The organism is Fulvimarina fulva, assembly GCF_039652615.1.
Taxonomy (GTDB): Bacteria; Pseudomonadota; Alphaproteobacteria; order Rhizobiales; family Rhizobiaceae; genus Fulvimarina.
Genome location: NZ_JBDJAC010000002.1, coordinates 34,450 through 49,778 on the forward strand (window position 1 = coordinate 34,450; position 15,329 = coordinate 49,778).

Genomic DNA, 15,329 nt, shown 5'->3' on the forward strand with positions numbered 1-15,329 from the left:
TCAAGCACGTTAACCTTATCTTTAAACTTGTCGAAACCCGGCTGCTTAACGGTTTCATTCCCGTTTTGAGCCCGGTACGATGGGACGTCCCATTTTCGTGCGCTGATCGGCGCGCGTCGATGTCATGATCGCGGATAGTTTGTCCGTTGGAGCCGAGGGTTCCGGAAGGCCTGCCTGAAACGGGCGTGGCGCCAGGGAAGCATCGGTTCGAATAACGAGTATGAAGGCGTACCGACGATGTCGAAGTCCAAAGCCTACGATCCTCTCTCCGACGAAGCCGTGAGTGAGCTCGAGGCCGCTTTGGAAGCGGATCTCAATACCCAGTCGGGACAATGGGCCGAGACGTCCGCTCAGGCCGAAACGCCGCAAAACCCGGACAATATCACCGTCGACATGTCACTCGACGATTTCGAACGTCAACTCGGCGAGACCGCGGAAGAGCTGCGAGCCGAGCAGGAGCGCGAGAACGCGCAGGGCTTCCTTCCGCCCAAGAACGTCGAAGAGCAGGTGACGCCGCAAAAGCCGCTCCCCCAGACCGCCGCCAATCAAGACCCCGGCACCGCAGGCTATACGCCCTCCGGTTCGCCGGACAGCGACGCGACGCAGCGCAGCTACGGCCCGCAGGCCGCGAACGACGAAGAGCGCCGGACCGCGGTCATGGCGAACGCGCTTCTTTCGCGAAGCAGCTCGACACTGCCGCTCTGGTTCGCCGCGCTGTTCGCGGTCCTCTGGCTCGCCGGCACGGGGCTCGCTGCTTATCAGTTCTTCGGCGACCGCCTGTTCCCGCTTGATCAGGCGATCACCGATCCAGAGCAAGGCACACTGCTTGCCATGATCGCGGCGGCTGGCCTCATTCCCGTACTGCTCGTCTTTGCCTTCGCCATCCTCGTTCGCCGCTCCTCGGACCTGCGCCTGATGAGCAAGTCTCTGGCGGAGGTCGCCTTCAAACTCGCAGAACCGGAAACGGTCGCAAGCGAGCGGGTCGCAAGCGTCGGTCAGGCCGTGCGCCGCGAAGTCTCCTCTCTCGGTGACAGCGTCGAGCGGGCCCTCTCGCGCACCATGGAACTGGAAAACGTCGTGCATGGCGAGGTGTCGGCGCTTGAGCGGGCCTATGCCGACAACGAGGCGAAGATCCGCACTCTCGTGCAGGATCTCGGCTCCGAGCGCGAACAGATGCTCTCCCATGCCGAGCGCATGCGCTCCTCCGTTGTCGGTTCGCACGAACGGCTGGTCACGGATGTCGATCAGGCATCGGAACAGATCCTCCAGCGCATTGAAGAGGCTTCGGCACGCTTCACAGCGCTTTTCGAGGACCGCTCCCGCGCGCTCGCCGAGGATTTCACCTCGCGATCCGATACGATGGCAAACCTCTTCGACGAGCGCTCCAGCGAGATCAGCGGTCGCCTGACGTCGAACAGCGAAGAGCTGATCCAGCGCATCACGCAGAGCGGCGAACAGGCAACGCAGACGCTCCGCGAAACCGGCGATAACGTGGCCGGCGAGCTCGATTCCCGCCTGTCGACCATGAGCGAGCGTTCCGACGCGCTGATGGAGCGTCTCTCCACGATCGGCCAGGACATCGACAATCGGATCCAGTCCTCGGAGGAGCGAATCGGCGCCCTTCTGGAAAGCCGGGCGCAATCCCTGACGGCCAGCACCGACGAACTCGCCACGCGGCTGACCGCGATCGGCCAGGAAATGGAGCAGCGCCTCGTCGCATCCGGCGAGGCGATCAACGGCCTCCTCGCCAATCGCAGCGCGACGCTGACAAGCGACAATCAGCGCTTCCTCTCCGATCTTACCCAGGCGCTCGACGAGCGCTCCAACAGCATGACCTCGGAAACCTCGAGCTTCCTCTCCGGCCTCGAAGCGGCCTTCGAGCAGCGTCTTCGCGAACTTGCGGAAAAGAGCGGCGGCTTCCTCGGCGATCTCGATCGGGTGATCGAGCATCGCAGCGAAGAAATCGACGGCAAGACCAAGCGCCTCATCACCGATATCGACGGACGCCTCGGCACACGCGCCGCCGAATTCGAGGACAAGTCCGGTTCCATCGTCGATCGTCTGGAAACCCAGGCCCGCGAATTCGATCGGCAGCTGATCGCCACCGGCGAATCGATGTCCGGTCTCTTCGAAGCCCGCAAGGGAAGTCTCAGTGACGAAACGGGCCGCTTCCTCACGGATATGGCGGCGGTCTTCGACCAGCGCCTGCAGGGCCTTGCCGGCGAAGCGCAGAACTTCCTCGCCCAGCTCGATGGCGCCTTCAACGAGCGGCTGCGCGAAATCGGCGAGCGCGACGACATCTATATCGGCAAGCTGAGCGAAAGCATCGACACGCGCAGGGGCGAACTCGAAGATCACTCCCAGCGCTTCCTGTCGACCATCGAGACCAGCCTCACCGAGCGCACCGAACGCGCGGCGAACCTTCTGTCCGACGCCAATGAGAGAACCATCGGCGATCTCGATCGCCGGATCGAGGCGATCGACCGCACCCTCACCGAGCGCGGCGGCAATCTGGTCGAAGCGCTCGACGAGCGGGCGAACGTCATCGCGAACGCGACTCAGCGGATTTCCGACCTTTTGGAAGAGCGCTCACGCGAGTTCGCCGTGGCTCTCAAGGAACGCGCTCAGGAGATCATCGCGGCTTTCGAGGCCGGCCATCAGGCCATCGGGAGTTCCACGCGCGATGCGGTATCGGAGAGCGACCGCGTTCTCGACAAGCGCACGTCCGAACTTCGAACCCTTCTCGACGAACGCCTCTCCGGTCTCAACTCCTTGCTCGATGCCGGGTCCGGCCAGATCGTCGCGGCTTTCGACGACGGCAATCGGACGTTCTCCGAGCGCGGCAACGCCATGCTCGCTACCACACGCTCCCTGTTCGAGGAGCGGAGCCTGCAACTTTCGCAGCTCCTGGACGATCGCAATTCGAAGCTGGGCGAAACACTCGACGAGAGGCGCGCCAAATTCGACGAGACCGCACAGGACGTGCGCTCGCTCCTGGACGACAGGTTGCAGGCGCTCAATGCAAGCCTCGAAGAGCGCTACGGCCGCTTCGTCGACGGCTTCGAGGATCGTCAGTCGACATTCGCAAATCAGGCCGAGTCGGTTCGTGCCCTGCTCGATGAGCGGCTCGAAACCCTGAACGGCATCATCGCATCCAGTTCCGGACTTCTTGCGACGTCCTTCGATGACCGTCGGCGCGAATTCGAGGACAGCGCGACGCGGATGGCTCGCGAGATCGACGACCGTCTGTCTGGCCTTGCGAACCAGCTCGGCGCCAAACAGAACGAGATCACCGAGGCGTTCGACCAGCGCAAGGCGATTTTCGACGAACAGACCGAGGGCGCACGCCGCCAGCTCGACGAGCAGCTGGACGGACTTCGCTCCTTGCTCGACGAGCGTCTTGAGGGGCTCGGCGGCATTCTCGCGGCAAGTTCAGGGATCATCGCTGGGTCGTTCGACGACCGGCAGAGCGAGTTTGAGGAGCGCGCGCGCGCCGTGTCTGCGGAGATTGATTCCCGTCTTGCGGACCTCTCGCGCGCTTTGGACCAGCGCGGCGGCGAGATCTCATCCGTTTTCGACGATCGCCAGAAGATTTTCGACGAACGGGCCGATGTCGTCCGCGCGGTGCTGGACGACCGGCTGCAAAGCCTCGGCGCGATGCTCGACGAACGCGCCGGACAGATTTCCGGTGCCTTCGACGGACGCCAGTCGGCCTTCGAGGACAAAGCGCGCACGATCGCCGGCGATCTCGACGCACGCCTCGAGGATCTCGCATCTCTCCTCGATGCGCGCGGCGGCCAGATGGCCGGCATCTTCGAGGAGCGCCAGAAGACGTTCGACGAACGGGCAAATGTCGTCCGCGCCGCGCTCGACGAGCGGCTGCAGAGCCTCGGAGCGATGCTTGAGGAACGCGCGGGCCAGATTTCCGGCGCCTTCGACGGACGCCAGTCCGATTTCGAGGACAAGGCGCGCGCAATCGCCGACGATCTCGACACACGCCTTAACGAACTCTCGGCCCTCCTCGATGCGCGCGGCGGCCAGATGTCGGGCATCTTCGAGGAACGCCAGAAAATCTTCGACGAACGGGCCGATGTCGTTCGGGCCGCGCTCGACGAGCGGTTGCAGAGCCTCGGCGCGATGCTCGACGAACGCGCTGGCCAGATTTCCGGTGCCTTCGATGGACGCCAGTCTGCCTTCGAGGACAAGGCGCGCACGATCGCCAGCGATCTCGACGCACGCCTGAGGGACCTTGCATCTCTTCTCGATGCGCGCGGCGGCCAGATGGCCGGCATCTTCGAAGAACGCCGCGAAAGCTTCATTCAGTCTGCGGAGGACTTCCGCGCGACGATCGACGACAAGCTCGGAACCCTGTCGACGATGCTCGACCAGCGCTCGAACACGCTCGCCGATACGATCGACCAGCGGCGCGACAGCTTTGCCGACTCCGCCGAGATCGCCCGCCTGACGATCGACGAGAAGCTCGACGACATCACGAAGATACTCGACCAGAGCTCCGGCAAGATCGCCGACACGATCGACCAGCGGCGTAACGCCTTCGATCATATCGCCGACGGTATTCGCGGCGCCCTGGACGAGCGTCTCGAAGCTTTGAATTTCATGCTGTCCGATCGGGCCGGCGCGATTTCCGGCGCATTCGACGACAAGCAGGGCCAGTTCGATCGGCGGGTCGATGCGGTTCGCACTTATCTCGACGAGCGTCTCGAAGATCTCGGCTCTCTCATCGAGGCCCGCTCGGGCCAGATGGCGGGGCTCTTCGACGATCGCCGCCATGCCTTCGACGCGAAAGCCGAAGAGGTGCGCTCGCTGCTCGATGAGCGTCTTAGCTCCCTGTCGGAACTGCTCGATCGCCGCCGCGATGCCCTCGGCGACACGTTCGACGAGAAGCTACATCAGCTCGATGCATCGACCGGATCGCGGATCGAAGCGCTTTACGAGCGCACCTCGTCGATCGGAAACACCCTCGCCTCGGCCGTCGCCAACCTGGAAACGCTCCTTCAAAAGCGGCAGGCCAGCCTCGAGGAGGTTCTCGGCAATCGCGGAGGAGATCTGGAGGCGAGCCTTGCGCTCAGTTCCCAGACCCTTCTGTCCGGCCTCGAAAGCCAGTCGAGCGAGATGAAGAATTCGCTGGAAGCCACCGTGCAGCGCGTCGAAGCGCTCATCGGCATGGCCGACGGCATCATGACCCGCGGCATCGACGAAAAGCAGGATGCTCTCGCAAGCCTGCTCGAAGAGCGCGGAAGAGCCATTGAAAGCCTCGTCGCCCAGACCCGCGACAGCCTCACCGGCGGTCTCGACGATCGCATCGAATCGATCGCATCCCTCCTGTCCGATCGCTCGGAACGTCTCAACCAGTCGCTGCAAAGCGAAGGCGTCAAGCTGCTCTCGACCATTGAGGAACGCTCGAACGCCCTGCGGGGCGAGCTTGACGATCGCGCCTCGATCCTCACAGCGATCACCGAGGAAGTTCGCGAGCGCATGTTGTCCGCTCTGGATGAAAGAATCGGCACGCTTCGCGGCGGCTTCGACGATCTTGTCTCCAATGTCGCATCGGATGTGGCCACCAAGGTCGATGCCCTCGCGGCGGCGATGGAAGACACGCGCAGCGTCATCCGCCAGAGCATCGACAGCCAGACAGAGCGGTTCCGCAACGAGATCGACGAGCGTTCGGCAAACTTCTCCGATCGGATCGACCAGAGCGCCAGCGGTCAGATGGAAGCGATCGAACAGGCACTGTCCGCCATCATCGGCGGGCTCGACGAGCGAACCGAACGCATTCGCGAGCTTGGCCGCATGAACGATGCCCAGCTCGTGGAGGATCTCGACAACCGCGCGAAGACACTCGCCGACCAGGTTGCCGGCAGAGTCCAGCTGGCAGAAGACGGACTTACCAGTCGGGCCGAAAGCCTGCGCTCGATCATCGGTGACGCCCAGCGACTGCTCGTGGATGGTCTCGACGAGCGCCTCGGCGCCATGGCCGCGCTGGTCGCCGCGTCGGAGGGTTCGGTCCTCACCGGCCTCGACGAACGGCGCGAGGCGATCGCGAACGAGTTGTCGGGTGGCCGCGAGGCGATCGCCCGCACGATCGAAGAACGCGTGAACGCCATCTCCGAATCCCTCATCCAGGCCGACCTCAAACTGTCGTCGATCCTTGACGACCGCCGTGACAGCCTCGCCTCCACCATCGAGGAGGCCTCACGGGCGGCCGCTGCGACCCTTGGCGACCGGAGCGACGAAGTCCGCCGCGCGATCGACGAGAGCGTTGCCAATGTCTCGTCCACGCTCGACGAACGGCGCGGCGAGCTGGTCGCGGCACTCGACCAGGGTTCGAGCGCACTCGCGACCACCCTCGATGAACGGACGACGGCCATTTCGTCGGCGCTCGAGCGCGGTCTCGGCAATGTCGAGCGCACGCTCAACGCCCGCGCAGGCGCTATCGCCGACACGATCCGCGAGACCATTGCGGAAGCCATGCAGACGATGACGGCGGAGGTCGCCCAGGCCCGCGAAGGTCTTCAGGGCGAGACGAACCGTATGGCCGAGAGCCTTTCCGGCATGGAGCAGCTCTTCACGGCTACGGGCGACTCGGCACGCCGCCAGATCGAGGAAGAAGCCAACCGTCTGTCCGAAAGGCTGAGGATGCTGGCCGAGGAGCTCGCGGCCAAGGCGAGCGATGCCGAGCTTTCGCTCAACGATCAGAGCCAGCGGATCGCCGAGAACATCACCGGCGCGACCACCGCCCTGCGCACGCTTTCGGAAGAGTCCCGCAGCCGTTTCTCCGTGGAAGCGACCCAACTGTCGCGCTCGATCGCCGCTCTTGCCGGCGACATGAACCGCGAGGTCACCACGGTTCAGGAAGGTCTCGCCTCCCAGCGTATGATGCTCGCCGACGCACTCTCAAGCGTGTCGGTCGAGGTCGCGAGCGAGTTCGAGCGCAACACCAAGCGCTTCGAGGAGATGATGCAGGAGGCCCAGGGTCGCCTTGCCAGCTCGTCCTACGAGAGCCGGGACGCGATGCGCGAACAGGCCGAAACCATCGCCGCACAGATCGCGGAGGCGGCGAACCGGATGCGCGAGCAGGCCGAGACGAGCCAGCTTGCGCTCCGCGACAACACCGACCAGCTTGCCAACCGCATCTCGGGCGCGTCCCTTCGGCTGCGCTCCGAAACCGACAACGCGGCCAAGAGCCTGGAAGAGCGTGCGCAGCGCTTCACCGAAGAGCTTTCGACCGTTTCGGTGCAGCTCGAGGAGCTTCTGCAGTCGAACAATCTCAGCGAAGGCCTTCGCGACTCCACCGAGCGTGTCCGGGCCGAGATCGCCAATGCCTCGGCGAGCCTTCGCCAGGAAGCGACGACGATCGCGGCGGAGCTTCGGGGCGACGTGGTCAGTCTGTCGCAATCCTTCGTCCACGATGCCTCGGAGGCCCGTCAGGAGCTTCTGGCGCGCAGCGCCGATCTGTCCGGCCAGTTCGCGACGATCTCCGAGACCATTCGCAGCCAGACGGATCAGGCTCGCGACCAGCTCATGCAGGCAGCTGGAGCCGTCGCCGACGAACTGGCCGCGCGCATGGCCGAGAGCGAACGCCAGATCGCGACGCGCGGACGGATGCTTTCGGAGGACCTCGAAAAGCGTACACGGGAGATGGCTTCGGTGCTCTCGTCGAGCTCTTCGGAGATCGCCCGCATTCTCGATACCGAGCTCACCGAGCGCCTCAGCCAGAGCGAACGCGGCATCACCGATCGTGCCCGGCTCCTCGGCGAGGAATTGCAGGTCCGCACAGCGGATCTCACAGACCTCATCGGTTCGCAGCATCGCCAGCTCGTACAGCTGCTCGATGAGGATGCCCGGCCTCTCGTCGGCCAGCTTTCTATTCGCGCCGACGAAACCATCGCCGCCCTCAATCAGGCCGCCGAAGGCGTCATGGGTGCTTTTGACGAGCGCGCCCGTAGCGCCACCGCCGATGTGTCGGATATTCGCGATCGTCTTTCCAGCGAACTCAACTCCCTCCTGGGACGGCTCGGGCAGACCTCGGGCGAGCTGCGCGGCCTCGTGGAAGAAACCGCCAGCAATCTTGGCGCAATCGACTCGACGCTGCAGCAGAGCGGCGACCGCTTCACCAGCGCCGCCGAGCAGGCGTCGAACCAGATCGCCCTCACCGCGCGGATGCTGGAGAGCAACACCGAGCGCCTCGACCAGATGTCCATGGGCGCCTTCTCGAAGATCGCCTCGATGGTCGATCGCTTCGCCGAACACGGCGCGGCGCTCGGTGATGCGGTTCGCCAGATCGAGACCGGCGAAGGCCGGCTGCGCGAGACGCTGGAAGGCGGCCAAGGAGGGCTGGAAGAGCTGGCGAACAGGCTGGTTTCGCGCTCCGAAGAGATCGGCGGCACGATTCAGTCGTTCGAAAGCCTCATGAACAATCTCTTCGAGCGGACGGAAGAGCGCTCCCGCGCAATCTCGTCCCGGCTGTCGAGCGAAGTGTCGGGTACGTTGGAACAGGCGGAACGTCAGCTCGGATCGACCGAGGAGCGCTCCCGCATTGCCGCGGAGACGATCCGCCAAGCCGTCCAGAGCGCTGTCGAGGAAGCCAGCCAGCGCTTCGAAGGCGCGACCGACGAAATTCGCCAGGCAGCAGCCGCGATCCGCGACGAGATGTCCGCGACCCGCTCCGACATCAAGCAGGGCGTCTTCCAGCTTCCCGAGGAAACCCGGGAGTCGACCTCGGCCATGCGCCGGGCGGTCTCCGAACAGCTTCGGGCGCTGCGCGATCTCAGCGAGATCGTCCAGCGCACCGGCGGCGCCCTCGATGTCGCGCCGGTGGCAGCGGCAGCAGGCGCTGCGGCGGGTGGCTATGCATCGGCACGGTCAGCCTCGCCGTCGCGGCCGGACTCCAGCCCAACGCAGGAGCCGCCGCGTCAGTCCCAGGCTCGTCAGCCCGAAGCGCCGCGTGCTGCACCGCAGCAGCCGGCCCAGCCGCCTCAAACCGATTTCGACGATAGCGACTTCGAGGAGCGTCTTGCCGCATCCTTCCTGACCGACGGCAATCTTGCCCGCGATCTGCGCGGATCGAACACCGACAACACCGGATCGCGTTCATCGACCGAAGCCGGACGTTCGGCGGCGCAGATGCGCAGCGAGAACAGCACCGGTCGTGCAACGCCCACAGGAAGCGCTGCCCCCACCGGGCCGCTCCAGGGGCCGCCAGCACAGCCCGCTCCCTCGATCGCGAGTCGTTCGGAACGTCCGGCTCAAAGCGATAGCAGACGAGAAGAGCCACGCTCGGCCTCGACGCCTGTGCGCGATGAGACGCCACCGGAGCCGCAGGGAAGCGGATGGGTGTCCGATCTCCTTCGCAGAGCCTCGCGCGACGACGAGCCGATGGCGGATCGCTCGCAGCCGTCAGCGCCAGTCGATCGGTCCCCCGGCAAGCAGCTCGACGATCTGGCCGGTGAAATCGCCCGGGCCATCGACACCAACGCGGCGTCCGACCTTTGGCGTCGCTACAGGCTCGGCGAAACCAATGTCTTCAATCGGCGCCTCTATACGATCCGCGGTCAGCAGACCTTTGACACCGTCCGGCGCCGCTACCAGCGCGACGCGGACTTCCGGTCGGCCGTCGAGAGCTATATCGCCGATTTCGAGAAGCTTTTGTCCGAGGCAGTCCGGCAGGATCCCGATGTCGATCTGACCCGCAGCTACCTGACGACCGAGACCGGCAAGGTCTATACGATGCTCGCGCACGCGGCAGGCAAGCTCGACAAATAAAAGCAAGCAAGACACATAATCTAGACAACAAGAAACGGGCGGCCTCTTGCGAAGAGACCGCCCGTTTTCTTTGTCACTTGAATCATCTGGTACCGCCGGACAAATGAATTGCTCCGCAGGTCAGTTCTCGTCCGACGATCGGCTCGGGCGCTGCTACGGAGGGACACTCGAAGACAGTGCTTTCAAATTGCCGTCGGCGTCAGGCCGTCTTGGATTTCAGATATGTCGCCTCGTTCGGCGCGAGCACCTTGAGCGCACCCGGATCGATCTCGATGATCGTCTTGTCTTCGAGCCTGGTGAGTTCGCCATCCTTCACAGCCCGGTTGGTGTGGTTCCGGCCATTGTAGATCAGCTTCACGCGCTTGGCCCTGAACGCCTCCAGATCCTGGTTGTCCAGCCAGGCTCCCATCATAATATCCAGCACCAGCCTCGCGACGCGCCCGAAGCTACGCGCCTTGCAGATATAGACGCCAAGATAGCCTTCCGTCGGATCTTCCGCGAAGGGAACGTGGCCAGTGCCGTAGAAATTGTTCGAGAAGGCGACGGCCGCCGACTTGATCTTGCGCACCTCGCCGTCGAGCTCGATCTCCAGGCTGATCTCCGGCAGCGACCGTATCGCGATCCACCCCGCGCGCCATGTCGCAAGGACCTTTCCGACGCGCGAGCCGTAGGAAAACTTGTTGCGCATACGGACCATGCGGGCGTGCAGCCCGACAGCATATTGATGGACGAAAACCTCGCCGTTCGCACGTCCCACATCGACCTTCGTGATATTGCCCGAGGCGAGCGCCTTGATGGCCTGCTCCAGATCAAGGGGAATTTGCAGCGTACGGGCGAACAGGTTCATGGTTCCCGCCGGCAGAATGCCGAGAGCCGTCTCCGTCCCCGCGCATTTCGCCGCCGCAGCCGAGACGGTGCCGTCACCGCCGCCCACAAGAAGGACATCGGTGTCTTCGCGGTCGATCGCATCCGAGATCCCTTGAACCACTTCGTCGCCAGTACAGTGCACGATCTCGACCGTATGGCCGTGAACCGAAAACTCATCCCTCAACAGGTTGGAAAGCCAGTCGAGGTTGGTGGTTTTCATCGTTCCACCATCCTGGTTGAGAAGCGCCAGAATCTTCATTTTATTTCCTTAGCATTGCGTGCGGTGCGCGGCACCGTAACCCCCAAAACCCTGAATATCGGCCCTGTAGCGCTGGGCTCCGAGATTGACCCTCGGGTCAAGTCTCGCCGGGCCAACGGCACGTCCACCGTCCGGTCTTCCGTCAAAACATTGAAAGCGGTTCTCTCAAACATCCGCCGAACTGTCCCAGGCGCCTCGAACTGTCACATCTCTGTCCCGTTGCAATGTCTGGGTGGCTCGCGCGCTATCGAAGTCTGCGACGGCGCATGGTGCAGCCCTCACATGAACCTCCTCGCACGACGCCTGTCAGCGCGCGCTTCGACATTCCTGCCGGGCTCACAATAATTAGGGACGAAAAGCAATTTAAGTATGGGCCGTGGAACGCTCCCCGCTCCGAGGCATTCGTTTTTGCGATCGCAAAAATCGCGATCTGCCCTTCCAAGACAGGACGCATTCATGCTCGAGATTATCGTCATTCTTCTTATCGTGGCTGCGATCGCGAGCCTGCTCGGATTTCGAGGCGTTGCCGGCGCTGCTGGCGGGATTGCCAAGCTGCTGATCTTTATCGTGCTGATCGGCCTCTTGTTGATGATCCTGTTCGGCATCCTCGTCTTCGCATAACCCTATCAAGACAATTCGAGTCGATGGGCGCATCCAGCGCGGCGGTCTATCAGCGCTGGCATCATAATAGTGTTGTCTCGCCATGCGATTGATATAACGCTCTTATAAAGCGGAGACACGCGCTTGCATCCACGCGCCATAGACGATGACGTTCGTCCAGTCAGTAGCTGACTACCAATACATTTGCCTGTACTTGGTGCGCGGAGCATTTTGCGGCGCAGCAAAGACTATTCTTCGAGCGCAAAGATGAACCGAATCTGAACGCGCGATGTTTCACGAATGACCTATTTCTTCCGGCAAAAAATACTTTTTTATCGGGGAACTGCCCCGCCCCTCAGCACATTCCTTAGGCATCAACGTCGTCGCTGATGCACTTTCACGCGAGCGGCGCTGTCAAACAACTGACAGACAAGGAAATCACTATGCTACGCAAACTTCTCGTTTCAACAGCCCTTGCAGGCGTTCTCGCCACCGGTGCCTATGCTCAGGACAACAATCAGAGCGGTTCCGCAACAGGCGGCGGTCAGAACCAGGAAACGCAGGCCGACACGGGCAGCTCGGATGCGAGCGGCGGCAACATGTCTGCTTCGTCCGATAGCCAGGCTTCGGGCAACTTTTTGCAGCAGCTCTCATCGGATCAGTATCTCGCATCGAACCTGACCGGAAAGTCGATCTACGGCAGCGATGCAGAGGACGCAGAGGCAGTCGCGTCGATCGATAACTATCTCGTCGGCTCCGATGGCCAGATCGTCGCAGCAATCGTGACGACGTCGGGCAGCGAAGCAAAGACCGTGGCCGTTCCGTTCGATCAGATCTCCTGGTCGATGAACGATGGCGAGCCCCGCGCAACCATGTCGTCGGGCGGCGAAGACCTCAGCTCGATGCCGTCCTTCATGATGCCCGGAGAGCAGCAGGCAGCAGCCTCCGGTTCGGAAGGCGGCTCGAGCGAACAGTCCGGCATGGCGTCCGAAAATACCGCGACCGGCGACACAGCCACGACAGGTGGCTCGGCCAGCGCGACAGACCCATCCACAGGCGGTGACGCGAGCGGCTCGGCCAGCAGCACGTCGATGGAAAGCAGCGGCTCGAACAGCTCCGGCGACACGGCATCGACCGGCGGCTCGTCTGACGTTCCGACCACTGTCGGCCAGGATCAGTTCCTTTCGCAGAATCTGATCGGCGCGGATGTCGTATCCGGCCCGGGTGAAGACGCTGAAAATATCGGCCAGGTCAACGATCTGGTGGTCTCTTCATCCGGTAAGGTCGATGCGGCCGTCGTCGGCGTCGGTGGTTTCCTTGGTATCGGCGAGAAAGACGTTGCCGTTCCGTTCGACCAGATTGAGCTGTCGAAGCAGGAAGGCGGAACGCCGCAGGTGGTCTACGCCTCCGATCGCACGCAGCTGGAAAACGCGCCGTCCTTCGACGACGAACGTCCGCAGGAAGGCAATTCCGGTGATCAGTCGTCCAACAGCTCGAATACGGGCATGAATTCGGACGGCGGTACCGGCGACAACACCACTGAAGCCGGCCAGTCGTCGGCAGCTGCTACAGGTGCCGCGGCGACCGCCGCCGCGGGTACGGCGGCTGCAGGAAGCCAGCAGGCTGCGAACGATGCCGGCAATAACATGGAACAGGCCGGCGATCAGGCTGCACAGTCCGCCGACAATGCCATGAACGAAGCCGGTCAGGCCGCTGAAGAAGCCGGTAACGACATGCAGCAGGCCGGCGATCAGGCCGAGCAGGCTGCCGACAACACGGCCAACCAGGCCAGCAACGATATGGCTCAGGCCGATAGCAACGCCACCAGCGGAACGAGCGAAGGCGGTCAGTCGGACATGCAGCCGGTCGAGGACACCTCCACGCTCACGGCGGATGATCTGATCGGCACCACGGTCACCGGACCGAACAACGAGTCGGTTGGCGATGTCGGTGATATCGTTCTCTCTCCGGAGGGTGGTATCCAGGACATCATCGTCGATGTCGGCGGCTTCCTCGGCATTGGCGAAAAGCCGGTCGCGGTGAGCATGGATAATCTCGAATTCATGCGCGATTCCAATGGCTCGCTCGCGGTCCAGAGCAACATGACCGAGCAGCAGCTTGAAGATGCGCCGGAATACACGCCGAACGATGCGGCAGCCGGCGGCGGCAATGGCAGCTCCAGCGACACCGGTAGCGCGACCGGCGGGCAGAACAACTAAGGCCCGGTCAGCAAGATTGTGAAAGATGGGCTCGCTTCGGCGGGCCCGTTTTTTTTTTACGATCAGGACACCGCGTCGCAGTGCGTCAACCGCGAACGGCTCCATCTTCTGTCTGGAAATTCGATCGGAACGACATCTGGTCGCTCCTTAATCGGAATGCATGCGAAACTTTTTCGCTCTGCTGATCGAACAAGAATAGAAGAGTGCCCTCATGAGCGCGAACATCGGCGCTGCAAGGACCTTTTAAGAATGTCGACCCGGGAGATGACATGACCAGACGATTTGCCCCGCTTGTCTTTGCCGCTGCAGCGGCAGCAGCTAGCCTTACCGCCGCTACTCCAAGTTTCGCGCAGAACACCGATACGGCGATCTTCGCCGGCGGCTGCTTCTGGTGCGTGGAGTCCGATTTCGATCACGTCGATGGCGTGACCGAAACGATTTCCGGCTATATCGGCGGCAAAAGCGAAAATCCGACCTATCAAAACCATTCAGGTCACCTGGAAGCCGTTCGGGTCACCTACGATCCCTCGAAGGTGAGCTACGACAAATTGCTCCAGGTCTACTGGCACTCGATAGACCCGACCGATGCGGGCGGGCAGTTCTGTGATCGAGGCCATTCCTATACGACCGCGATTTTCGCGACAAACGACGATCAGATGAAAAAGGCCAAGGCAACCAAGGCCGAGGTTCAGAAGGATCTTGGAAGCGTCGCGACGGAAATCCGTCCCGCATCGACGTTCTGGACCGCCGAGGGCTATCATCAGGATTACTACAAAAAGAACCCGGTCAAATACAAGTTCTACCGCAATGGCTGCGGGCGCAACAACACGGTCAAACGCGTTTGGGGCGACAAGGCTTTCATGGGCATCAAGGATTCCGTCAGCTAATCGCGGATCGTTACGCCCTGATATGGCGTCCGGCTGTTTCAGCCGGGCGGCTGCCGAAATCCTGCGAGACCACTGAGGCCAACTGGACTTCAGGAACAGGCGCCCTTTTCGCCGCGCTTCAGGGCTCATTTTCCTCCGCTCAGCGGTTCACACTCCCTGCCTTCGTAGATCCGCCACGACAATCCAGGAGCTCGTCCCATGCGAATTTTGACCGCCGGCCTGTGCGCCCTTGCCCTCTTTGCGTTGCCCGTCGCTGCAAGCGCACAGGACAACTGGGTGACGAAAACCACGGGCCGCAGTGTCGATGAAGCCGTCGATGCGCTGACGAGCGCAATCGAGTCGGCCGGTGCAACGGTCATGGCGACTGTCGATCATTCCGCAAACGCAGCCTCCGCAGATCTCGAACTGCCGAAGACGACCCTCGTGATCTTCGGCAATCCGAAAATCGGCACACCGCTCATGCAGGAAAACCGCCGTGTCGCGATAGACCTGCCGCAAAAGATCCTGATCTGGGACGACAACGGCCAGACGAAGATCGGTTACATTGCGTCAGAAGCCCTCGCCGCTCGCCATGGCCTCGACCCGTCCAGCAAGTCGATCGGGACGATGACCGGCGCGCTCGACAAACTCAGCAATGCGGCGGCCGGAAGTCAGTGAAACAAGCGACCATGTGAAGGCGTTCTGTGGACAAATTCGGCGGGGTGGTTGAGGCGC

6 protein-coding genes are annotated in these 15,329 nt (G+C 62.7%); 5 read left to right on the top strand and 1 reads right to left on the bottom strand.

Going from position 1 to position 15,329, the window contains the following annotated elements; genetic code table 11:
* The first annotated feature begins 237 nt into the window (after positions 1-237).
* Entirely contained in the window at positions 238-9,783 is a 9,546-nt protein-coding gene (locus tag ABDX79_RS03770) for an apolipoprotein A-IV repeat region-like domain-containing protein (protein ID WP_346218930.1), read from the top strand.
* Positions 9,784-9,982: 199 nt separating this feature from the next.
* Here ABDX79_RS03770 and ABDX79_RS03775 read toward each other — a convergent pair whose 3' ends face one another.
* Positions 9,983-10,909 carry a diacylglycerol/lipid kinase family protein gene (locus ABDX79_RS03775; protein WP_346218931.1) on the bottom strand — a complete coding sequence of 309 codons (927 nt, stop codon included), beginning with the start codon at positions 10,907-10,909 and terminating at the stop codon, positions 9,983-9,985.
* A 456-nt stretch (positions 10,910-11,365) separates the two neighbouring features.
* Here ABDX79_RS03775 and ABDX79_RS03780 point away from each other — a divergent pair, with 456 nt between their 5' ends.
* From ABDX79_RS03780 to ABDX79_RS03795, 4 genes are all read left to right on the top strand, one after another.
* Positions 11,366-11,530 (top strand): DUF1328 family protein, encoded by a 165-nt coding sequence (locus tag ABDX79_RS03780; RefSeq protein ID WP_346218932.1) that lies wholly within the window; start codon positions 11,366-11,368, stop codon positions 11,528-11,530.
* Between the two features lie 422 nt (positions 11,531-11,952).
* Positions 11,953-13,728, top strand: coding sequence for a PRC-barrel domain-containing protein (locus ABDX79_RS03785; RefSeq protein WP_346218933.1), 1,776 nt, complete (start codon positions 11,953-11,955; stop codon positions 13,726-13,728).
* A 269-nt stretch (positions 13,729-13,997) separates the two neighbouring features.
* Positions 13,998-14,615 (top strand): peptide-methionine (S)-S-oxide reductase MsrA, encoded by a 618-nt coding sequence (gene msrA / locus ABDX79_RS03790; RefSeq protein WP_346218934.1) that lies wholly within the window; start codon positions 13,998-14,000, stop codon positions 14,613-14,615.
* 198 nt (positions 14,616-14,813) lie between these two features.
* Complete coding sequence (locus ABDX79_RS03795) at positions 14,814-15,272, top strand: DUF302 domain-containing protein (RefSeq protein ID WP_346218935.1); 459 nt, start codon at positions 14,814-14,816, stop codon at positions 15,270-15,272.
* The last annotated feature ends 57 nt before the right edge of the window (positions 15,273-15,329 follow it).

Excerpts from the sequence above, each read along its gene's own strand:
- ABDX79_RS03770 (WP_346218930.1), top strand. The coding sequence starts at position 238 with ATGTCGAAGTCCAAAGCCTACGATCCTCTCTCCGACGAAGCCGTGAGT.
- ABDX79_RS03775 (WP_346218931.1), bottom strand. The coding sequence starts at position 10,909 with ATGAAGATTCTGGCGCTTCTCAACCAGGATGGTGGAACGATGAAAACC.
- ABDX79_RS03780 (WP_346218932.1), top strand. The coding sequence starts at position 11,366 with ATGCTCGAGATTATCGTCATTCTTCTTATCGTGGCTGCGATCGCGAGC.
- ABDX79_RS03785 (WP_346218933.1), top strand. The coding sequence starts at position 11,953 with ATGCTACGCAAACTTCTCGTTTCAACAGCCCTTGCAGGCGTTCTCGCC.
- msrA (WP_346218934.1), top strand. The coding sequence starts at position 13,998 with ATGACCAGACGATTTGCCCCGCTTGTCTTTGCCGCTGCAGCGGCAGCA.
- ABDX79_RS03795 (WP_346218935.1), top strand. The coding sequence starts at position 14,814 with ATGCGAATTTTGACCGCCGGCCTGTGCGCCCTTGCCCTCTTTGCGTTG.